Below are 24464 nucleotides of genomic sequence, written 5' to 3'. Positions count from 1 at the left end.
GCTATATTTTTAAACACCTTTATAATCACTTTCAAAATCTAAATCAGCTACTAATTTCTTTGATCATAAACACCCCAAAAACATGAATCAAAAGGTCATCCTGACTCCAGTCAATTGAATACTTTCCTTTTGATCTCCCAACTGCAAAACAAACTCTCCCGGCTCCAGGGTTGGTTTATGGTCTGCTCCGATAAAAGCCAAGGATTTCATCGGAAGACGGAAACGTACCGTCTTACTTTCTCCAGCTTTCAGGCTCACTTTCTCAAAAGCTCTCAATCGTTTCACGGAAGGAGTAATGGACGCCACCACATCTGTTGAATAAAGCTGAACGACTTCCTTCCCATCCACTTGGCTGGCATTTTTTACGACTACACTCAATTCAATGACCTCATTCGCTTCAAAAGAGCTCTTATTGATTTGCATATCACTATAAACAAAATCACTATAGCTCAGACCAAAGCCAAATTCCCATTGTGGATTAAAAAACGGATCCGTGTACTCATTTCCATCATTATGGGCCATATTCTCAGAAAATTTATGATAATAGGGAACCAAATCATTGACATCCCGAGGATAAGTATAGGGTAATTTTCCTGAAAAATTCGCTTCTCCGTACAAGAGATCCACTAAAGCTTCACCGCCGTGATTCCCGGGCAGATAAGTGTGTACGATTGCCGCCGTATTAGGCTCCAACTGCTGGATAATGCGAGGACGACCGGCATTAAGCACCATCACCACCGGCTTACCAGTAGCTAATAATGCCTCCGCCAGAGCATGCTGATGCTCAGACAAAGCCAAATTATTCAAATCGCCAGGCTTCTCCGTATACGAGTTTTCTCCAATACAGAGCACCACCACATCCACATCCTGAGCAGCCGCTACCGCTTTTTCAAAATCATCGCGCTTATCATACTCATAGGTTTTTTCCATTTCATAACTCACCCCGGGTACAAATTTCACATTTTTATTTCCTGCAAACTGCCTTAAAGCACTCAACACTGAGGCGTGTTTCTTCGCAAACTCATCCGTTTTATGCCCCTGCCAGGTATAGGACCACCCCCCATTCAGAGGACGCATCGTATTGGCATTTGGTCCGGTCACCAATATTTTCTGATCCTTTTTCAATGGAAGCACAGCCTCATTCTTCAATAAGGTAATGGACTCCAAAGCCGCCTCCTTCGCAACGGCCTCATGCTGCGCACTACCAAACAATGGGTAATCCTTTGGATTAGTTACTGGCCTTTCAAATAAGCCCAACTCCTTTTTCATTATCAAAATTCGACGCACTGCCGCATCAATATGCTCCATTGGAATTTCCCCACTCTTTATTAAGTCGATCAACAATTCGGTAAACTCCAAATCCATAGGGACCATGGACATATCAATACCCGCCAAAACAGACATTTTTACCGCCTCCCGACGGTCTGCCGCCACATGATGACGCTCCACCAAGTTCCAGATATCATACCAATCCGTCACCACTACTCCCTGAAAACCCATCTCTCCTCTTAGCACATCTGTCAACAACCATTTGGAAGCATGAACCGGCACGCCATTAACCTCTCCGGAATTAATCATAATCGAACGTGCACCAGCATCAATGGCTGCCTGGAAGGGAGGCAGAAATAATTCTCTTAACATGGTTTCCGGAATCCAGGCCGGCGTACGGTCTTTTCCACTACGAGGAGCTCCATAGCCTACAAAATGCTTCACACAAGCCGCTACACGATCTTTATCCCCTACATCTTCTCCCTCAAAACCCTTGGTCATCGCCACACCCATTTCACTGGCCAAATAAGGGTCCTCACCAAAGCCTTCCCAAATTCTCGCCCAGCGAGGGTCAATACCCAGGTCCAGATCCGGAGCAAAAGTCCATGGAATAGCGGAGGCCCGGCACTCATAAGCCGTAATGGCGGCCATTTTTTCAACAATTTCGGGATTCCAGCTGGCCGCCAGGCTCACCTCCTGTGGAAATAATGTGGCACCCACAGTATAATTTACCCCATGCACCGCATCAATCCCATACAAAACGGGAATGGGCAACCGGCTTTTTTGCATGGCATATTCCTGCATTTGGCTGATCATCTCGTACCAGCGCTCCGGAGTTCGGGCTTCCCCCGCACAATTAAGTATGGAGCCTACATGATAATCCACCAATACTTTATGCAATTTTTCAGGATCCAATTCATGCGGACTTGCCACGGCATAGCCATCTCCTTTGGAGACAAATTCCAGGGTCAACTGGGTCATCTGTCCGGCCTTCTCCTCCACCGTCATTTTAGATAATAAATCCTCAATTTGCATATCCTTTTCCTGTGCCAGCAGGTTGCCTCCCGCGCCTACCAGCATTGCCATTCCTATCAACAAACTTTTCATTTATTTATGTATATTTTAAAAATATTTATTTAAATTAATTATATTCACTTTTTTATTTCCAATCAGCAAATTACATCCCCCATGAGATTTGGCCTGCTTTTATTTTTTGCACTTTGTCTGTGGCTACATGCTAATCCTGTAATCGCACAAAATGGCGACATACCTCTTTCTGAAAATCAAATACTATTCTATATCGATTCTACCAACACATTACAAGCAAAGGAGGTATATCGATTATCGCGGCAATTCAAAACCATGGATCAGCTGCCTGCATTTGATCATTACAAAAACAGAAATCTCTGGCTGGCCGCTAAAACCAGTAACCTTATCCATACAGATAAGAATTGGTATTTAGAAGCGATTGATCCTCACATTGATTTTATTCAACCTTATTTCTTTTTCAAGGACAGCCTGTTGACCTACCAGGAAGCCGGCTTTCACCAAACCTTCCATAAAAGATCCATTTTTCATAAGAATTTTACCTACGAAATCCCACGTATCGAAAAAGAATACCCGCATACGGCCTTGCTCAGGGTAAACGTCCAGCGACCCGTTGGTTTGTTTTTTAAATTTAGGTCAGGCACCTTCTTAATCAAATATATTTCCACGGAATATCTTTTGCTAGGCGTGTTTTATGGCATTTTACTCTTTCTGATACTTTATAACCTATTCGTTTTTATCACCCTCAAGGACCGCCTCCATCTTTATTTCGTTTTTTATATCCTAGGTCTATGCTTAATCACTTTACATGATGATGGATTAGGTTTTCAATGGCTGTGGAAAAATACGCCTGAATGGAACATCATTTTTACCTATTCCCGCAGGGTACTTTTTCTATTGGTTTTCATTATCTATTCCAGCAATTTCATCAAGGCGGAGAAGTTCACTCCTCAATTTATGCCTTTCCTATACTTAACCGTGATTTTAAGCGGATTAGCCAATGTTTTAGGGGAGTTAGATATTCTTACCCCGGACATCCAGGCGACTTTATACCTCGCCCCTTTTTTCCTGATCTATTTCATGGGCCTGATATCGGCAAAAAAAGGCTACTTACCTTCCCGGTTTTTTGTATTTGGATATAGCTTCATGTTACTATCGATTTTAATCAATGTCACAAGAATGGGCTTGGCAAATATTGACTCCATATGGTACGCCTATGCGATCTATATTGGTATGTTGATTGAAATTATTTCCTTAAGCTGGGGACTGAGTTTAAAGTTTAGCCTACTCAAACAGCAAAAAGAGAAAGCCCACAAACGTATCATCCGACAACTGCGTGAAAATGAAAAAATCATTTCGGATACCGTCGACAAAAGAACGCTGGAGGTAAAAAACCAGCAAGAAATTATCGCGCTGAGAAACCGGGAACTAGAAGAGGCACACCAGCAATTAAAGGCCTATTCTTTGGAAATAGAGGCACAAAACAGCTTGCTGGAAAAGGCCAACATTGCGCTGGAAGCAGATGTTGAAGACCTCACTAATGCCCACGTATTGGATAAAGATTTAAGTTATGAAGACTTTCAGCGTAAATTTCCGGATGAAGAAGCATGCCTGAGCTTCATAGATCAACTTAAATGGAAAGACCAATACAAGTGTATCAAATGTGGGAATGACAAATATGCCAGAGGTCAAGGCCGGCTGTCCCGCCGATGTTCAAAATGTGGCTTCAACGAAACAGTAACACGCGGAACGCTTTTTTACCGTTCCCATTTCACTTGCCAGCAAGGGCTATATATGTTATACCTGACCTACCACAGTCAATTCAAAATGCCTGCCCAGACCATGTCAGAGCAAGTGGGTTTAAACCAAAATACTTGTTGGAAATTTCAAAAGCGTGTCAAAGAACGTGATTACCTATTGAAAAAACATCAGCTGACGCAACCTGAATTAGGCTGGGCAATGTATATCCTCGATCCTAAAGTCCCCATAGGTGCAGAACTTTAAAAAAGGCGGGAAGAGCTATCCCTTCCCGCATCGAAAAGCAGCTTTCGCTGTCAGTCCAACAATAATTATCCGCCCCCCAGCGGATAATCCCCTATTCTTTCACTTTAAACTGCAAGTATCTCCAGCCACCTGACTCCTGTCCATCCCAAACCTCTGTGTAACGATGTCTGACCATCATGGTGGTCTCGGTCAACTCCACGATATAGTAGGTACTGGTTGCATTATAAAGTCCTATAAAATTATCTGCAGAAAAAGTAACCGTTGGGAAACGTTCTCCCTCTTTATGCTCAATAGTATATTTGGTTGGTGCGGAGGTATCAAAAGGCAAAATTGGATCCTGATATTGCCCAAGGCCACCGGTAAAAGTCGGCGTTCTCGGATCCCCTACCAAGTTTTCATTCGCCGCATACCAGTTACATTTACTATCCCCTTTATTATCATGAATATACTCTCCACGGATGGTGAATACGAATTCATCATCATATACTAAATCATCTTCCATATTAGGGTCATTGGCCCACCAATCCGGATATGGAGGATCCACCTCATCTCCTCCTACCCCTATATGACCAGATACTTCATTGCGCCACACCCAGATTTTTTGTCCAGGACCATCACATCCACCGGATAACATACGACGGACTTCATCTTCACAAATTTCCGGTATGGTTTCATCAATGCTAACGGTCTGACTGGTGGTCACTGCACCGGCTTTGGCACTTGCGGTCAGTTTGATTTCATAATCATCTTTAAAATCATAGAAAACTGTAAAAGTTTCTGAGGCATCATCAGAGGTTCGAAATTCAGTATTACCAAAGTCCCAGTTATATAAAAAACCTCCTTTGGAAGTATTTGTCAACCGAACGGTATTGGCATCCACTTTTTCCATGGTAAAGGAAGGCTCCGGCATAGGACCAAAATCTACCTCCACTTTTTCCTGACAGGATGCAATGGCTAGCATTGCAGCTGCACTAAAAAATATATTTCTTAATTTCATAATTGAATCCATTTTAAAGGGTCTCCCATAATGGGAGACCAATTAACATTAATTATAACCAGGATTTTGGATAATTAATCCACCCGTGATGGCGATCTGAGTATTCGGAATCGGGAACAATTCATGTACCCCGCTTTTAAATCCTTTTGATCCCAAAAGTGCCTCTCCCCTGCCCTGACGGACAATATCAAAGAAACGCTCTCCTTCCAAGGCCAATTCTACCCGGCGCTCATGGTAAATATCATTCAATAAAGCCGTACCGGTAGAAGCAATATCGGACAGCCCCACCCGGGCACGAACCTTGTTCACGTATTCCTGCGCTTTGGCCTCATCTGAGGTATGATAACAAGCTTCAGCATAATGCAGATACATATCTGCCAAACGAATCACCCGGTAATTCACCTCTCCATTAGAGGCCGCATCGGCAATATCCGGAAGGGAGTAACCACTTTCCCAGGTATAAGTATATTTTTTATTATAAAAACCAGTACCAAATGGTTGCTCATACTGATCAGTAATGGTGTACCGTTTACGAGGATCACCGGACTCAAAAGCATCGATCAAACCCTGTTCTGCCTGGTTAAATCCCCAGCCCCCTTCAGACCGAGGTCCGCAGAAAATTGGCGTAGTGGTCCCCTGGTTGGCATTACCCCAACCGTCCGGAGAAGGTACGTGACTGATCTCAAAAATTGATTCCACTCCATGCTCTCCCTCTTTAGAGAAGATATGCTGGAAATCAGGATCCAAAGAATATTCATTTGTCGCGAATAAAGCCTCCATCATAGACTTTGCCTCCGTCCACTTATTTTGATACAAATAAGCTTTGGCCAATAATGCCTGTGCTGCACCCTTGGTTGCACGCCCCTCATCCTCTGCGGCATAAGCGGACTTCAAAGGCAAATTATCTACCGCAAATTGTAAATCCGTTTCGATCAAGCCATAAATCTGCTCCGCGGAAGCTCTGGCCATTTTAAATTCTGAAGGCTCCAATACATGGTCCACCAAAGGCACACCACCAAATACTCTAACAAGCCTCCAATAATAAAAAGCTCTTAACATGCGTGCTTCTCCTAGAATACGGTTCTTCATCCCCTCGTCCATATCTATTGCCGGTACATTATCTAAAACATTGTTCGCCCGATAAATACCCTGATACAGCGCTGACCAAAGTCCAACTACATTAAAGTTGGTACCATCCGCCTGAAAAGTCTCAAATTGGTAAACCCCTAATTGATCTCCTTCATTTTCACCTCCCTTGGTGGCATCATCAGAAGGGATATCACCAAAAAACCACCACATATGCCAGGCACCTTTGGTTTGCTCAAACTGCATAGGCTGGTAGGCTGCATTGACCGCTAAAAGGGCATCCTCTTCTGTTTCAAAGAACTCATCCAAACCAACCTGCCCGATAGGCTCCTGGTCCAGTAGGTCTTGGCAGGCAGCTATGGAAAACATGGCGACCAAACCAACTATATATCTAAAAAATCTTTTCATTTTTATTCAATTTAAAAATACTTCTTGTTTTTAGAATGTCAGATTAAGTCCGATCATATAGACTCTTGCCTGAGGATAGGCTCCCCGGTCAATCCCAATATCCAAAGCACTCGCCTGATCACCCGAACGAGAACCTATCTCCGGATCCAGTCCAGAATATTTGGTCATGGTGAATAAGTTCTGACCATTCAGGTAAACTCTCGCTTTGCTAAGACCGACTCTTTCAGTAAGCACTGCTGGAAGGGTATAGCCGATTTGCAGATTTTGCAACCTCAGGTAGGAACCGTCTTCCACAAAGCGATCAGAGATCAACAAGTTTTGCTGAGCGCCATTTTCAGTCACCCTTGGAATTTCATTTGAGGTACCAGGGCCTGTCCAGCGATTCAACATTTTTCGGCTAAAATTACCAAAACCGGTACCTTCATTATAATACCTCAAGCCATTATAGATATCATTCCCTACGGTACCCTGAAGGTTGAATGACAAATCGAAATTTTTATAACTTGCCGAACCGCTAAAGTTTAAGTACAGATCCGGATGAGGAGAGCCGATAAAATCCTGCACCAATTCGTTATTCTCATTCTTCGCAAATTTTACATCTCCGGCTTTGGCATCTGGCTGAGCTCCCCAGGCATCCACTTCTTCCTGAGTCTGGAAGATTCCTACCATTTTATAACCGTAGAAAGCGCCAATAGGATGACCTACTTCTGTTCGGGAAATATAACCGATCCCTCTGAAATCCCCATCCAAAATGGGTTCTCCACCCTCTCCCAGGCTGGTTACTTCATTTTTTATCGTGGTCACATTCGCGCCTAAGCTATAAGTAAAGTCATCTCTTTGCTCACGCCAGTTTATCTGGAATTCAAAACCACTATTTTTTACAGAACCTGCATTCACAAAGGGTGCATCTTCTACTCCCACATGATCCGGAATTGGTAACTGTACCAACATGTCAGAAGTCTCACGAATAAAATATTCCGCACTAAATGTCAGACGATCTGCAAGCAACCCAATATCCGTTCCGATGTTCAGGGTGGTAGTAGCCTCCCATTTAATTTCGTTATTACCAATCCCTAAAGGCGCAGCGCCCTGTGTTTTTACCCCACCGAGGGTATAACCGGGAGTAGTCGATACTTGCGTTAAATATGGATAATAGCTTTCCCCTGTTCGTTGATTACCAATTTGTCCCCATCCTGCTCTTAGCTTAAACTGACTGAACATAGCAGGCAAGTCCATAAAGTGCTCATTGTGCAAATTCCAACCGGCCGCAAAGGAAGGAAACACCCCCCATGGGTTTTCGGAACCAAATCGGGAAGATCCATCCATACGAACCGTACCGGTAAGTAGGTAACGATCATCAAAATTATAATTGGCTCTTGCCAGATAAGACACTAATCCGTATTGCTTAGCGCCTCCCAAAGTTTTTGCAGTATTGGGGTCCCCATTTTCCAGGGTTGGATTTTTGGCATATTTATCAGGAATACCGGAGATATAACCCTGCAGCCATTCGTTTCTTACAAACTGTACCTCCTGACCTGCCAACACATTGAATCGGTGCTTTTCTCCTAAGTCAAACATATAGTTCAGCGTGTTAGACCAAGTATAGGAAAAATTCTCAAAGCGTGTTTGTGCTAAAGTATTGGACTGGTTCTGGTGATAATTGGCCACATAATACTTTGGATCAAAACTTTCATCTAAACCATTTTCATAGGTAATACCAAAGGAAGTTCTGAAAACCAAACCATCGGTCAGGTTTACATCAGCGAAAATGTTCCCCACAATATTATTAGTGGATACGGAATTATTAGTGTAAAAAATCTCCGCAACCGGGTTATGAATATTAGAATAGGTGGTGCTACCAAAACTACCGTCTGGATTGTATACCGGCGTTACCGGATCCAAAGTTAAGGCACCATTCAAGGGGGCTTTGCCATCAAATTCATCATTCTCCAACACCAAATTTCTTTTACTGTTGGAAACATTCATGTTTAAGCCCACTTTCAACCAATCTTTCACCTTATGGCTGGCATTGGTTCTTAAAGAGATTCTTTCGAAATCCGTACCGGTCATCACCCCATCCTGCCCGATATAATCACCGGAAATATAATAAGAGGAACGATCCGAGGCACCGCTGAAGCTTAACTGGTGATTCATAATCATAGCGGACCTGAATACCTCATTCTGCCAATCGGTTCCTTTTCCTAATGAAGCAGGATCTTCCAGGCCGGGCAAAATAGGTAAACCATCTGCTCTTCTGGCTTCGTTTTTCAAAATTGCCCATTCTTCTGCATTGGTCAGCTCCATGGTCTTCCAGACATTCTGAACCCCTACATAACCATTATAATTAATCGTCGAAGTTCCCTTTTTACCTTGTTTAGTAGTGATTAACACCACACCATTCGCTCCTCTGGAACCGTAAATGGCCGTAGCAGAGGCATCTTTAAGAATCTCCATAGACTCTATATCATTGGAATTCAGGAAGGAAGCATCTCCGGTGATCGGCAAACCGTCCACCACGAATAAGGGGCCCGTACCATTCACCGTACCCATACCTCGTATATTAATGTCCATGCCTGCACCCGGAGAACCGGACTGCGCAGTTACCTGAACACCTGCCACCTTTCCTTGAAGTGCCTGGGAAATACTCGGCGTTGCAGTTGCGGTTAGTTCGCTGGATTTTACAGAGGAGACGGCCCCGGTAAGATCAGATTTACGTTGCACGCCATAACCAACTACTACCAATTCCTCCAACTGCTCCACATTCTCTAGCAATTGAATATCGATAACTTGTTGATTGCCGACCAATACCTCTTGATCGGAAAACCCTACAAAGGAAAATAGCAGCGTGCTTTCACCAGAACTCACGCTTAAAGAGTAATTACCATTAAAATCGGTAATCGTTCCATTTGTAGTACCTTTCTCTACAATATTGACTCCGACAATCGGATCTCCGGTGGTTTGCTCCACCACCCGTCCATTGACCAACTGCTGTGCCCAGGCCGGAACCATAGTAAGCAGCATCACTACTGTTAGTAGTAGGAGCCTACTTCGCTTGTTTGGGTAGGAATAATTCATAAGTGGAAAAAAATAATCTTGGTTATCAAAAAAGTAATCTAAGGCCTCGTGATTACATATCAATATTATCACATATTGATTGAATTATAAAATTCAAAAATTATAGCCCAACATCACCATTCATATTTAAAAAACAATAATCAGACCTCTCCCCAATCTCCTGAAATAGATTTGTGTTTTTTAAAGCGATGCGATATCCCTACCTAAAAAACAAAAAAAAACAAAATAGTTTTTGCGAGTTTATTCGAAAAATGCAATTAACACACTAATCAAATATCAGTAAATCCCCTCTGCTTATAAAAATATGATCTTTGGGTTCATCGGAAATCTCTTTCTTAATGGGTAGAAAAAACAAGGCCTCTGCCACCATCTCAGACCAGGGGAATGGTTCTTGGCAAATTTCCTAACGAATGATAGGACACCTCCCTTCAAATAAATACTTGCCAAACAACCCATCAACATAAAAACCAAACCAACACCCTGGCTGGGACCAACCCATTATGATAAGCGGAATCTTTGACCTGAATAATTAGCCTGCTTCATCCATGAAATAAAGCCCACATGATTGCCCATAATATTTCATTGGCTTTAACCCATCACTATGTTCTCTTAATCCTTTGGGATAAGCAAATTGATGAGGCAATTCTCACTATGTCTCAAATCGCAGGGGAGAGATTTTTCAGCCCCCTTTTTTGAACAAAAACGCCACACATTTTAAACAACAAAAAATCCTACCCCTATTATTTATTGCTTAGAGATTTAGAGCGCATTTAAAAGAACAACATCCAGCTGCAAATTCGAATTATTGGAAGGGATTTTGGATAATTCCTCAACAATAGCGCCGCTATTTTCTCAAAATATTCGGGTATCGTTGCGGCAATATTTGAAATTTTTACTGTGAATTTTGGCTTTTAAACACGTGCATATGGATTTCGATTTAGCCCAAAGTATTCCCCGCTATTTTCATCAAGTCAGTACAAAGCCTTTATCTTCAATTTATTTATTGGTATTTTTTAAATGATTTTGAATAGCCCAAATTTTGACAAAAATACTTTCTCCTCATTCATCTGATTCGTTCGAAGAAACTCCAAATAGGAAACTATTCCGACATTTTTCCGGCTTAGCAGCCAAATGCGGATTTTGGCGTAAATAATCCGACTTAAACAATAAATCTCTAAATGATTATCAAAGCCCAACTTGATTGAAAAGGGTAAGATCACTTCGAAACGATAGAGCGGATTTAAAAACAGAAAATCAACCATAAAAAAATCCGATCTAAAAAACCAGACCGGATTCAATATTAGAAGACTAAATAATAGCTATATCTATTTTAAAGCGGGACAAAACTGCTATACAGAGGTTTCCCCCTCCAACTCTAACTTAAATACCTGTGCCATATCATTAAATTCTGCATCGGGCATCGTAATGTAGAATGATGCTGGCGTTAATTCCCAATTGACTTTAACATCAGACCCCAACAGTGTTACCGATTTAATTTTCCCCGGAGGAATATTACGATGAAAACCCCCTATACTTCTAAATTGCATACGTTTTCCGGCCTTAGGTTTACCCAATAAAAAGACATACATCGCTTTTTTATCTTTGGCCACCGTGAAACGAACATCATTAGCGGTATATTCAATTTTAGAAGACTGCCCTCCATGGCTACCATCCTTACTACTGGCAGGCCCAAAACCAAAAACAGTATGAGGTCGGGAGGCATAAACGGCCTCTCCATGCACTTTCAACCAGTCCCCAATTTGTTTCAAAATTCCTCTCTGCTCTTTATTAATCACGCCGTCAGCTCGGGGAGAAACATTAAGTAGAACAATTCCATTTTTACTCCATACGTCAATCATATTTCGAAGAACTAAAGAGGCCGGCTTGTAGGGATGCCCTTCTACATACATCCATCGGGTATCTCCAAGGGTGATATCAGTCATCCATGGCAATGGATATATATCCTTTTTCCCACCTTGTTCAATATCTAAAACACTCATATTCAACGGAAGATCTTCCTGCTTATGACATAACACTACCTCTTTCCCATTTTTTAAACCATTATTAAAATGATGAGCCGCCATTTCCATTCTGTATTTTTCAGGAATCAGATTCAACCAGGAATCATACCAAATAATATCAGGGCTATACTTATCTACTACCTCATTCACCTGGTCCAGCCAATATTGATTGAATTCTTCAATGTCTTCAAAATTGCCATAGAGTTTACGTAATTTAGGATCTGTCGTGGCTGTTGGGAGGTCTGGCGCATAAGGATAATGACTATTATAACCATTGCGTCCCCAATGATCGGGATTTTTAGCATTCCGCTGCCCATTACGCGCATGGTGAAAAGTGGCAATCGTTTTCATATTACGCTTTCCCAGGGCTTGATATAAATCACCCAAAATATCGCGCTTAGGCCCCATATCCGAAGCATTCCATGGATTAACTTCACTTTGCCACATGGCAAAACCATCATGATGCTGGGCTACCGGTCCGGCAAATTGAGCACCCGCAGATTGAAATAAATTGGCCCAGTCTTCGGGATCAAAATGTTCCGCAGTGAACATGGGGATAAACTTTTCGTATCCAAAATCCTCAATCTTCCCAAATTTTCCCTCATGAAACTTATTCACTTTGCTCCCGCGAAGGAACATATTACAAGGATACCAGGCACTACCATAGGCAGGAACAGCATAAGGCCCCCAATGGAAGTAAATTCCTAACTTCGCATCGGCAAACCATTCAGGAGCAGCCTCATGTTGAGAAAGGGATTCCCAGTCAGGTGTAAACCTTTTTTCTTCCAAAGAAGTGGACTGCTTTTGCTGACAAGCAAAAAGCAGCACTATTGCCATTAAAAAATGAAACGTTTTCATATCAGCTAATAAGTATTTCAAAAAAAATTATTCAAAAGCATATGCTTTGATATTCTGATAACAGATTTTCTCTATCACCTTTCGGGTCCAATCCATATCGGCAGGAAGCAAACCCTGCTCTATTTCATTACCGAAAACATTACACAATATTCGCCGGAAATATTCATGACGGGGATAAGACAAAAAGCTTCGGGAATCCGTCAACATCCCAACAAAAAGAGGAAGCAAACCAAGATTTGAAAGTGCATTCAATTGCCATTCCATTCCTTCTTTTTGATCCAGGAACCACCAGCCCGACCCCAACTGAATTTTTCCGGCGAACCCGCCCTGAAAATTACCGATCATCGTGCCCATCACATAATTATCTGCTGGATTCAAATTGTAGATAATGGTTTTAGGTAATTGGTCCTCTTCCTCCAGGTTTCCTAAAAATTTAGCCAAAGATTGGGCCTGAGGAAAATCACCGATGGAATCAAAACCAGTATCAGGGCCCAAACTAGCCAATTGACGAGGGGAATTGTTCCGTAGTGCTCCCAAGTGCAATTGCATCACCCAACCGAATTGATGATATCGGATTCCGAGTTCAAAGAAAATAGCAGATTTGTATTTTTGCTCTTCCTCCTGCACCAGCTGATCACCCTGAAGTACTTTCAACAATATCTGATTCACCTCTTCCCTGGTATAGGCCACCGCATGCACTACTTCCACTCCATGATCTGACATTCGACATTGATGAGCTGCAAAGTGCTGCATCCGTTCTTCCAGGGCCTTCAGTAACCAATCAAAAGAAGTAATTTCAAAGCCATTGAGCTTTTCCAAATTCCGAATATAGGCGACAAACTGCTCCTTTTGATCAATATTAATCACCCTATCCGGACGCCAGGTAGGGTAAATTTTAGTATACTCATTCTCCTGATTATTCTGACGATGATAACTCAAATCGTCCAGAGGATCATCGGTGGTACACACCACCTCCACATTCATTTGCCTCAAAAGACCACGAGTTGAGAAATCAGGATCTTTGCTTAATAAATCAGAAGTTTTCCGGTAAATCTTTTCCGCCGAATATTTATTTAAAATTTCATGAATCCCGAAATACCTCTGAAGTTCTAAATGTGTCCAGTGATAAAGAGGATTCCGCAATGTAAAAGGCACTGTTTCTGCCCACACCATAAATTTCTCAAAATCCGATTTATCACCAGTACAAAAAGCCTCTTCATGCCCCATGGTACGCATGGCTCTCCACTTGTAATGATCTCCCTCCAACCAGGCTTCTGTAATCGTATTAAACTGTCTATTTTCCGCTATATCTTTGTGGGAAAGATGACAATGATAATCAATGACCGGCATTTTAGCAGCCGTGTCATGATATAGGGTTTGTGCTGTTTTGCTTTGCAGCAAAAAATCTTTGGACAAAAAATTAGCCATAATCTGAAAAATTAAATATTCGCCTTTTCAAGCTTTGGAACAATAAGGTGAAGGATCAAAAGACAGAGGAGCTGTATGAGCGTTTTTAAAAACTGAATCCTCCGACTGTAAATTCGAATTATTGAAAGCGATTTTGGAAAACTTCTCAACAATAGCACTGCTATTCTCTCTCTATAATCGGGTATCGCTTCTGCAATAATCAAGTTTTCGCCACGAATTTTGGCTTTAAAACACCCTCTAATTCGTCCCTAACATTGGCCGGGTGCTATTGTTAAAATCAAAAGTCAGGTGAATGATAATCGGATCATCATCATTACCGAAATAGTTTTCCTCATTGCCATGCGGCCCCATACTATCTGGTGTTTGAAATTTGGTCCCCACCCCGGAGATATTCTTCAGGAAGGCAATATCTCCCTTCGGAAACTGGGGGGTCACCCGATTTTTAGGATCTTCCGAAGGAGCCTCAGGCGTCAGCATTTTCAGGAAAGTAAAAGGACTATGGCAATAGACGGTAAAGCCATTATTATTTTTCCCTTTTACCTTCGCCCAATATAAACTGGAGAAATACCCTTTGAATTCCGGATATACAAAACCCAACTCTCCGGTCACGGTATTATTATAATCATTCTCCCAAATCTGGAAGCGCGTACCTTTCATTCGGTTCCTCCATACCCTGTACGGGCCATCTCCCAGCCATTTCATTCCCTGAACCTGCTCCTCTGGAAAAGAAAAGCTAATCCCCTTGAAGCCCTTCACCCGGCGTTTGCTCTTAATTTCCACCTCCAAATCCAGTAATCCATCGGGTGAAATTGTCCAAACGATACGATCAGAACTTAACTCTACATGTTGGGCCCAGGCAGGCGTTTTATCCGTCGCCTCATAAACTGTTACCAGTTGCAGTTGGTCTCCCCTCTCCTGAACAAAAATGGAATCAATCTTATCTTTATGCTCTAAAATCACGGGTCCTTCATGAAGAGGGATCCATTTCGCAGCGCTCTTTACTTCTTTTAATATCCCCGTGCTAGCAGAAAAACGATAGACCATTTCACCCGCACTCACCACATATTGATCTCCCTCTTTTTTCCAGCCCGGGCGATCTCCAGTGGCTTCGGTTTTGACTTTAGCACTATTGTGAGCCCGAGGAGTTTGCACCGGATAAGACCAGGTGAAAATTTCCTGACCATGTGCATCCGTGGCAGTCAGGTATAGTGCATCTGCCTGTTGCCAGTTCCGGGGTTTAGAAACAGTAAACTTCCCTTTTTGCGCTGGTTCTAAAGCAGGCAGATCTACTTTACTGGCAGATAGCATATTGGGTTTTACAGATCCTTCCGGACCATCAAATTGCACCCATTTCGCCTCCATTTTGCAATCCCGCAAATTGGTGAAATGATAGCGATTCTCCAGACGAAACACGCCATTGAACCCCTCCCGGATATAGCGATCCTCCAAATAAATGGGTGACCAAACCTCCTTAATCGTGAAATAGCTCCCCTCTTTTTCTCCATATGGCCCCACGATACCATCAGCGGCATGATTCCCATCTGTATCCAGTTCCCCACCTTTGTCGGTACGTTCAATGGCTTCATCTGCAAAATCCCAAAGGAAACCTCCGGCACTGGTGGGCATATGCCACATCTGATGCCAGTAATCCTGCAATCCTGCTCCATGACCACCGTCATAAAGTCCATGTAAAAACTCCGTCGGGAAAAAGATTTTATCCTGAGAATAGGCATCATTCGCCAAAGCATGATAATGGAAATAATGTAAAGTATTGGTTTTCCGGAAAATATTCCAGGGGTGAATCACTTCCCGCTGCTGAATATCCCAAAGGGCATAATCATCATCCAGCTCCGTATTCCAGCCGGTCTCATTCCCATTTGCCCAAAGCAATATACTGGGATGATTCACATCTCGCACCACCGTCTCTTTAACAATCTTCCTCCCCACTTCCGTGTCCAGATGTGGGCTGTGCCAGGTACAAACCTCATCAATCACAAACAAGCCTAGGGAATCACAAACATCCAAAAAATGTACATCCGGTGGATAATGAGACATCCGTACAGCATTCATATTCATGTCTTTCATCATCAATACATGCTCAATACTTAAAGCTTTGGAAGTGGTACGACCCGATGAAGGGTGGAAGGCATGCCGATTCACCCCTTTAAACTTAATCCGCTCACCATTGACATAAATACCATCCCCGGCTAACAATTCCACGGTACGAAAGCCAATCTTCTGCTGATAAGTATGTAGAACATCGCCTTTACGATCTTTCAAATGAATGGCCAGTTGGTACATATTCGGCTGCTCAGGATTCCAGCTTTTTATATTTTTCGCTATTCCCTTCACCTGCCATTTATCCTTTGATTGACCAACCAATTCCACCTTGATGTCCTGAATTTTCTCGCCATTCACCCGCTGGAGTTCCATCGTAATTTTTTTGGCTGCTGAAGCCTGCATAAAAACATCTGCCGTGATCGCTCCAGAAGCTTGCGCATCGATCGCTACCCGTTCAATATGTTGTTTCGGAAAAGCTTCTAAATATACAGGGCGATAAATTCCACCAAAGATCCAAAAGTCTGCTTTACGCTCGGCATAATTAATGGATTCATTGGCCGAAACCTTATTTGCCTTGACCTCCAGTACATTTTCCTGCCCAAACTTTAATAATTTGGATATGGAATATTTAAATTCATAAAAAGCACCCTGATGAATTTCCCCGGCAAGCTTTCCATTCACTTTCACCTCCGCATCGGTCATCACCCCTTCAAAAACCAATTTCACTTCTCTCTGCTTCCAGTCTTTTGGAATGGAAAAACGATGCTTATACAAACCATACTCCTTCGCACGACTTTCCATCGGATCATGCCCGTAATTATACGCCCCAAAACCCTGCTGCTCCCAGCAAGAAGGTACGGCTATGCGGGTCCACTCTCCACTTTTCCTCCCCTCAGAACAATAAAAATCCCAGTCCACGGTGTGGTCTTTATCCTGGCCACTTAGGTATTGTTTCTCGATCATTAATGGGGCCTCTTGCGCGCTCAGTAAGGGCCATGGCCCACACCATAGTAAGGCAAAAAATATCAGTAAATTCCGTTTCATGCAGCTAAAAAATTTTTAATCGTTATCATCAGATTCTTTACCCAAAGAAAAGCCAATACCGATAATTTTTTTACCTTTAACGGCGTTTTAACGGTAGCTATAACGGTTCTTACGGCCATTTAAGCCTAATAATTGACCGCTAAAACGGGGGTAGATTTTTTAAGCTGGCGATCTGTTCGCTTCAATGAATTTTTTATGATTTCCACCGAAGAAAAATTACGCATCACCGAAAGAATTATTGAAAGTAAGACCTTCAGAAATGCACCTACAAGTTCGGCCATTCTTCGCTTTTTGGTACAGGCCAATATTGAAGACCGCTTCCTGAAAGAGGGGATTATTGATATGGAATTTTTTGGTGGAAAACCTCAGGATACCAAAAATAATCCCCGTGTAAGAGTCAACATCTATAACTTGCGCAAAAAGCTTAATACTTATTATGAAAATGAGGGAGCAAAAGAGGAGTGGCAGGCGATAATAGATAAGGGACAATATAGTTTGAAGTTTGAAAAAAAGATAAAAGAGGACCCTAAAACCAAGCTTGAAAAAAAATCCTTCAGATTCAATCATTGGTCCCTTTTATTGTGGGCCGTCAGCTCTCTGGTATTGGTCTGGTATCATTTTCCGGCTCAACCACCCAAAATCTGGAAAGCCTTTTTTGATAACGGGCATTCGACTAGTTTATATATAGGGGATGCTTTTGGCTTTACCGGACAAACTATCTCCGGACAAGCCGCCTGGATTCGTGATTTCAAAATCAACAGCCTGGAAGATTACTATCAATTGATCAAGGAGAACCCCCAGCTGGAGGCCTCCACCAATCCGGCCAATTATACCTATGCCACCCGCATGGCGGAAAATGCCACCCATGACCTCAGTCGATGGTTTGCAAATTGGCAAAACGATTTTGAGATTAAATATGCCAGCAAAAGCAGATTTTCCGATATCAAAAAAGATAATACGCTATATGTTGGACGCCTGAAAGATCAAAGGAATTTTATTTATCTTTTCAATGAAGGAAACCCTCATTTTTCTGTTAAGCAAAAGATGATTGACTTTGTCAACCATCCACAACTGCCCGACACTACTTTTCAACTTATTCAGTATAATCCGGAAACGGATTATGCGCTGGTCTCCCGCATGCCCGGGCCTAATAAAACGGCGCAATTTTTCTTCTTCTCTGATCATGATATTGGAGTAATGGCTACCGTAGAATTTTTCACCAATCCGGATTCACTGGAAAGCTTTCAGCGAAAATACTTACAGGGGCAAGAATATTTTACCGCCATATTCCGTGCAAAAGGCAGGGAACGAATTAATCTGGACTTGGAAACCCTGATGGTGGTGGGTTTTTAGAGCGTATTTAAAAGCCAAAATTCATAACGAAAATTTGAATCCAGGACGGGGCCTTGTGCAATTGAGTTCACAAGGCCCCTTTCATTGATTTTCCCCTGTCGTTCGTTGAAAAAAATTTCCCCTTCAATTCAGGTGCTGTTTCTTCGTAACAAATAAAATTCATGATGAAACGATACCTGCTCTTTTTACTTTTACTGGCGGCCAGCAGTTTGGCGCAAGCGCAAAAGACCACCTCTGCCAGGGTGATTGGAAATATTTTTTCGGATGTGGCCGGCCAACCTTTGGAGGGGGCCTTTCTCTTACTAACGCCTGTGGATAAGGAAGGCGAAAAGCCACAACAAACCATCGCCGATGCGGAGGGGAATTTTGAATTCACCATTCCCTCTGGTGGAAAGTATAAATTGCAGGCGCAGTTCCTGGGTTATTCCCCCTGGACCGGAATATTATATTTTGAATCCGGAAAACGAAACGCAGTACCCACCATTAACCTGCCGGCCACGACCATGGTATTGGATACGCTGGAAATCATCGGGCAGACGGTGGCCATGGAAGTAAAAGAAGACACCACCGTTTTTATGGCTGCCGCCTATAAAACGAGACCTGAAGCCGTGGCGGAGGATTTGATTTCCAAGCTGCCTGGTATCGATGTGGACCTTTCCGGCAACGTAACCGCACAGGGAGAGGAAGTCAAAAAAGTGTTGGTGGATGGCAAACCTTTCTTCGGGGATGACCCTAAAATTGCACTGCAAAACCTTCCGGTAGAAATTATTGAGAAGGTGGAGATGATTGATGAGCAGAGTGAGCAGGCACGCTTCACCGGATTTGATGACGGAGATCGGAATAAGGTATTGAATATCATCACCAATAAGAGTAAGCAGTATGGAAAGTTTGGTAAGGGTACCCTGGGTTACGGAACAGACAACCGTTACACGGCCAGTGGAAGTCTGAACTTATTCAAGGGCGACCAGCGTATTTCCATCCTGGGAATGAGTAATAATATCAATGAACAGAATTTCTCCATGCAGGATATTATGGGAGCGATTGGTGGCGGAGGCCGGGGACGCCGGGGGCAAGGTGGCCGCGGTGGCGGAGGAGGGATGAGTTCGATGATGGACCAGTCACAAAATTTCCTGTCCAACAATAATAACGGAATTTCGCAGACTAATGCGCTGGGGGTAAACTATACCGACAAATGGGGAAAAAACTGGGACGTCACAGCCTCTTACTTTTTCAACAGCAAAAATACCGTACTGGAACAGTACAGCTTTCGGGAATACATCCTGAGTGATATGGATAATCAGCGGATGGATCAAAATTCTGTTTCCGAAAGTAATAATGTGAATCACCGACTGACCGCCCGATTGGAAAATAAAATCAATGATCGGAATTCCATTCTCATCCAACCGACGATCAGCTTTCAAAACTATGACAATATTGACCACTGGGAGCAGGTGACCTATCTGGATGAGGGAGATACCCTGAACTATTCAGACAACGAAAGTTATTCAGACAAGGCAGGGGTTAATTTCAGTAACAGTATTTTATACCGACATAAATTTAAAAAAGACCGCCGTACTTTCTCGGTGAATCTGACCAATACCGCCTATACCAGTAGTGGATTGAGTAATGACTGGGCGCTGACCCAGCAAATCCAAAATGGGATGTTTGTTTCCGATACTACAGACCAGCAGACGGAATCCGACACCCGCCAATGGGGTATGTCGGCCAATACTTCCTATACAGAACCCATTGGAAAATATGGAATGCTGCAGTTGGGGTATAATGTAGCTTACAATGAAAATAATGCGGATACCTACAGCCGGGCTTTTAATTATGAAAGTGGGGAGTATGACGAAATCCTGGAACAGCAATCAAATGTTTTTGAAAGTAATAGTTTACGACACCGCCCATTTACCCGCTACCAATGGTCCAACCGCACTGTAACCTTTGCTACCGGTGTGGCCTATCAGATGACCGACATGCAGAACAGCAGTATTTATCCACATAGCGGAGATTATCACTACCAGTTTCATAATGTATTGCCAGAGGCCAGTTTTAGTTACCGTCCTTCCAGAAGGAGCCGATTGCGCATCACATATAATACGCAAACCAGTCTGCCCTCTATCAATAATTTGCAGGACATCGTGGATATGAGTGACCCATTGAATGTCTCACTTGGAAATCCTGAACTTCAACAGGAAATGAGCAATGTCTTTCGTCTGAACTATCGTAAATTCAGCCCCGAAAATGGGCAGTTTTTCTTTGCTAACCTGTCTGCGACCACCACTCAGGACAAAATTTCCACCGCCACCTGGATTGCTCAAAGTGATACCACCCTGGCCGATGGTACACAGATTGCGCGAGGAACGACCATTACGCAGTCGGTTAACCTGGATGGATATTTCAATAGCCGGGCAACAGTCTCCTATGGATTTCCGGTGGAAGTATTGCGTTCCAACCTGACGCTCACCACCAATGGACAGTACACCCGACAGGTGGGACTTACCAATAATGTGCAGGCCTACACCCACAATGGTTTGATTGGCCAATCCATTAAGTTAAGTTCCAATATCAGTGAAGATGTGGACTTTAACCTGTCCTGGAGCACCAACTATTATATGATTAATAATGAATTGCAGGCCAACAGTAATAACAACTACTTTCAGCACAGTTTGCAGCTGAAGTACCGCCAGCGATTTCTGGATCGCTTCTTTATAGGCGGCACCGGGCGACTGTTGATGTACAACGGATTAGATACGGGAGATGACCCCAGCATATTCCTGCTCTCGGCCAATATTGGTGCGCAGGTACTTAAAAATAATAGAGGGGAAATCAGTCTTTCGGTCTATGATATCCTGAATCAGAATCAGTCCATCGCCCGGACGGTCTCGGAAAGTTATATTGAAGACACCTACTCCACCGTGCTGACCCAATATGCCATGCTGACCTTTACCTATAATCTGTCAGATTTCCGGCCACCGAAACGTCCCCGCGGCATGCCTGACCGGGATACCATGCGGATGATGATGAATTAAAAACATACACCCCCATTGACGCATCACCACAGAGACGCATCGCATGCGTCTCTGCGGGCGATGCGTCAATGGGAAAAACCACCAATCACGATTCATCCAACAAAATCATCCTACCGTTTGAGGAACCGGTTTAGGTATCGGAATGGATATCCCCAGAATATTCATTTTACCCGTTAATTCATTCCGGAAAGGCGTCTTGATGGTTTTCATATATTTGGTTTGCCCGTTGGCCAGGCTGATGGCCTGCGCATCCAATACCACCTCTTTATTCTGCTCAATAATATTTTGGTCCGACTGAAAAATCATGGCTTTCTCCTCTGCATCATCGATAATGTCAGCATCACTTAAGCCTAACAAATCCTTCACCTCAAATCCTAAAAGCGCAGCCTGCGCATCATTTACCATGGCGTATCGGAAATTATCATCTTTCACAAACAAAGGAAGCGGGATCGTCGCTACCAGGGTTTGAAGCAGTTGATTATTCCGCTTGGTCTGTTTTTCCGAATGCTCCAATTCCACCTGCGAGTCATGAAGCTGCTCCATATGCTGCTGCAGTGTCTCCTCCTGTGACTTCATTTGATTGGTAAGTACGGTCATTTCCTGCAACATCCGGACATTTTTATCCGATTCCCGATTGGCCAAAAGCACTGCCGCCAATTGCTCCGCCGCATATTGCAAAAATTCCATTTCCGAGGCATTCCAAAGCTGAAAAGCCGCCAGTTCCAAAACCCCAATTACCTCCTCCTGATTCTTCAGCACCTTCAAAATCAAATTCCGGGGAAGCGCTTCTCCGAGGCCGGAAGTAATCTCCAAAAATTCCTCCGGAATATCCGTCAGGTAAATATCTTCCTGTTCCAGCCAGGCCTGCCCGACCATTCCTTCTCCAACCTCAATTTTCTTATGCAAATACTTTTTCCGGTCATAAGCATAGCAGGCGATCATTTCCAAAGCTTCTACCTCTGAATCATACTGATAAAGTGCGCCCTGCACCGCAGTCAGATTTTTTAGGACATGCTTCAGGGCCTGATCATTCAGGGATTTGGAATTGCGTTCCTCATGCAATAGTCGGGAAAAGGCCGCATTCATTTCCGCCGTCTTCCTGCGCTCCTGCTCTCCGGCCATCAGCACCTTCATTTCTTCCCCCAGGCGATTCAACCTCCCGGCCACCCCGGCGGTCTGCTCCGAAAGCATTTCATAATTCCCCGCCTCCAACTGCCGGCTTTTCTCCTCAATGCCCTGATAATTCTCCTTCACCAACTTTAAGCCCTCCTGTAAAAACGAAAAGCCATTGGCATAGGCTGCAGGCCGGCCACCGGAGGCCGAAATCAGAAAATCATCCAAAGCGATAACCACCTGCCGAAGCTGGCCAGACAACTTCACAAAAATAAAGAACTGCATAGCCAGCAATAATAAAGTGAACCCCAATATCACCTGCCGGATCCACCATGCATCCACCAACAAAGCGGCCATACTCAGTCCAAACAGTAATACAAAAACAGGCAATAAAGCATAATGAAACAGGTTAAGATTTTTAAAGAACTTCATCAAGTTTAGCGGAAAGTTATAGGTAGATATTAAAATAATATTAACTCAATTAACCACCCATATCAATATTTTCAAAATATAATTTGTTTTAAAAACAACATCACCTTATCATTTATTGATATTAGTTGATTTCACCAAATCAAAAACTGATCACTTTAGTAAATTGGGGCGCCTCATAAATTCGGCCGGGCTCGCGGAAGTCGCTATTCGGTACGGGCAGGTTTAAGCCGGATTATTCGTGCTTAAATCCTCGTTTAGCTGTAAGGCGGAAAAAATGAAGGAATTTTTCCTATTTCGAGTTTTTTCCAACGAAACAGATGAAGGAGGAGAAAGCAAGCTTGCCCAAATTGGGGCTTTAAAAAATCAGTAGACACAAATGTAGGGGTTTAATATTAAGCAAGTTAAGGCGACTTACTAAATCTAGCGGTGAATAATTCGGGCTAAAAACAGAGTCCAGCTTTTAACCACCAATCACCCAAAGGAATTTTCATTAAACAGCCTTATGATGAGCTCCAAAAAGTAAAGGTAATGGAATTACGATTTTTATATGGGGCCTGCGCCACAGCGCACCGGGCTTTCGGCGGTCGCTTTTTTCGTCCGACAGAAGCGATGTTTTCCCATTGCCTGCCAGCCGAAAAAGAGCTCCACAACCGGCTAACGCCTCCGCCTCTATCCCTGGCCCGGGGGTTCCGTCCTTCGATATTCAAGCCGTAATCACAGGACATTCAACCAGCCAGCCGAACATTATTAAGCCGGATTATTCCTGCATAAATCCTCCTTTAGCTGTAAGGCGGAAAAAATGAAGGAATTTTTCCTATTTCGAGTTTTTTCCAACGAAACAGAGGAATGAGGAGAAAGCAAGCTTGCCCAAATTGGGGCTATTATAATTCAAAAAAATAAGCTTTAAAGGCTTGAATTTAAACTACTTATGCTTGGTTGATAAATTTAACGGTGAATAATTTGGGTTAAATCGCCGGCCAAAGCAGTGCCCGTCCCGAATGAGCTCCAACAAACGGCTTCGCCTCCGCCTTGGTCCCTTCGCCCGGGATTCACCGCTCCATGATCGTTCCGTATCCCCTTCTCCATCCAAAGCAATGAAAAGACCGTAACCGATACAGATGGAACCCCTACGATTACTATGAGCATCTTTAAAAGCACACCACCCGATTACAAATTCGAATTATTGGAAGCGATTTTGGATAATTCCTCCACAATAGCGATGCTATTCTCTCA

General features: G+C 43.2%; 12 protein-coding genes. 3 read left to right on the top strand and 9 right to left on the bottom strand.

Annotated features, from left to right (window positions below):
- Positions 1 to 87: 87 nt before the first annotated feature.
- Complete coding sequence (locus AAA970_RS15350) at positions 88 to 2376, bottom strand: glycoside hydrolase family 3 N-terminal domain-containing protein (protein ID WP_338237780.1); 2289 nt, start codon at positions 2374 to 2376, stop codon at positions 88 to 90.
- Between the two features lie 81 nt (positions 2377 to 2457).
- On the opposite strand from AAA970_RS15350, the gene AAA970_RS15345 reads away from it, so the two are divergent.
- On the top strand, positions 2458 to 4320 hold the full coding sequence (locus AAA970_RS15345) for a 7TM diverse intracellular signaling domain-containing protein (RefSeq protein ID WP_060688101.1): 1863 nt from the start codon (positions 2458 to 2460) through the stop codon (positions 4318 to 4320).
- Between the two features lie 91 nt (positions 4321 to 4411).
- Here the strand turns inward: AAA970_RS15345 and AAA970_RS15340 are convergent, their stop codons facing one another.
- The 6 genes from AAA970_RS15340 to AAA970_RS15315 form a co-directional block, all read right to left on the bottom strand.
- Positions 4412 to 5317 carry a hypothetical protein gene (locus AAA970_RS15340; protein ID WP_338237779.1) on the bottom strand — a complete coding sequence of 302 codons (906 nt, stop codon included), beginning with the start codon at positions 5315 to 5317 and terminating at the stop codon, positions 4412 to 4414.
- Between the two features lie 48 nt (positions 5318 to 5365).
- Positions 5366 to 6811, bottom strand: coding sequence for a RagB/SusD family nutrient uptake outer membrane protein (locus AAA970_RS15335; protein WP_338237778.1), 1446 nt, complete (start codon positions 6809 to 6811; stop codon positions 5366 to 5368).
- 30 nt (positions 6812 to 6841) lie between these two features.
- Positions 6842 to 9832 carry a SusC/RagA family TonB-linked outer membrane protein gene (locus AAA970_RS15330; RefSeq protein WP_338237777.1) on the bottom strand — a complete coding sequence of 997 codons (2991 nt, stop codon included), beginning with the start codon at positions 9830 to 9832 and terminating at the stop codon, positions 6842 to 6844.
- Positions 9833 to 11235: 1403 nt separating this feature from the next.
- Positions 11236 to 12765, bottom strand: a complete 1530-nt coding sequence (locus tag AAA970_RS15325; protein WP_338237776.1) for an alpha-L-fucosidase — start codon at positions 12763 to 12765, stop codon at positions 11236 to 11238.
- A 27-nt stretch (positions 12766 to 12792) separates the two neighbouring features.
- Positions 12793 to 14193 (bottom strand): glucuronate isomerase, encoded by a 1401-nt coding sequence (uxaC, locus tag AAA970_RS15320; protein ID WP_338237775.1) that lies wholly within the window; start codon positions 14191 to 14193, stop codon positions 12793 to 12795.
- Between the two features lie 237 nt (positions 14194 to 14430).
- Positions 14431 to 17298, bottom strand: a complete 2868-nt coding sequence (locus tag AAA970_RS15315; RefSeq protein ID WP_338237774.1) for a glycoside hydrolase family 2 protein — start codon at positions 17296 to 17298, stop codon at positions 14431 to 14433.
- A 195-nt stretch (positions 17299 to 17493) separates the two neighbouring features.
- On the opposite strand from AAA970_RS15315, the gene AAA970_RS15310 reads away from it, so the two are divergent.
- Positions 17494 to 18651, top strand: a complete 1158-nt coding sequence (locus AAA970_RS15310; protein ID WP_338237773.1) for a helix-turn-helix domain-containing protein — start codon at positions 17494 to 17496, stop codon at positions 18649 to 18651.
- Between the two features lie 161 nt (positions 18652 to 18812).
- Positions 18813 to 21686 (top strand): outer membrane beta-barrel protein, encoded by a 2874-nt coding sequence (locus tag AAA970_RS15305; protein WP_338237772.1) that lies wholly within the window; start codon positions 18813 to 18815, stop codon positions 21684 to 21686.
- Positions 21687 to 21791: 105 nt separating this feature from the next.
- On the opposite strand, the gene AAA970_RS15300 is transcribed toward AAA970_RS15305, so the two are convergent.
- Positions 21792 to 23231 (bottom strand): GAF domain-containing protein, encoded by a 1440-nt coding sequence (locus AAA970_RS15300; RefSeq protein WP_338237771.1) that lies wholly within the window; start codon positions 23229 to 23231, stop codon positions 21792 to 21794.
- A 945-nt stretch (positions 23232 to 24176) separates the two neighbouring features.
- The gene (locus AAA970_RS15295) at positions 24177 to 24377 is read right to left on the bottom strand and encodes a hypothetical protein (protein WP_338237770.1); all 201 of its coding nucleotides are present in this window, start codon (positions 24375 to 24377) and stop codon (positions 24177 to 24179) included.
- Positions 24378 to 24464: the final 87 nt, after the last annotated feature.

The sequence above is a fragment of the Persicobacter diffluens genome (assembly GCF_036244895.1).
In the GTDB taxonomy this organism is placed as follows: Bacteria; Bacteroidota; Bacteroidia; order Cytophagales; family Cyclobacteriaceae; genus Persicobacter; species Persicobacter diffluens.
The sequence above is the reverse complement of the archived record's forward strand: the minus strand, read 5'-3'. Positions and strand labels throughout refer to the sequence as shown.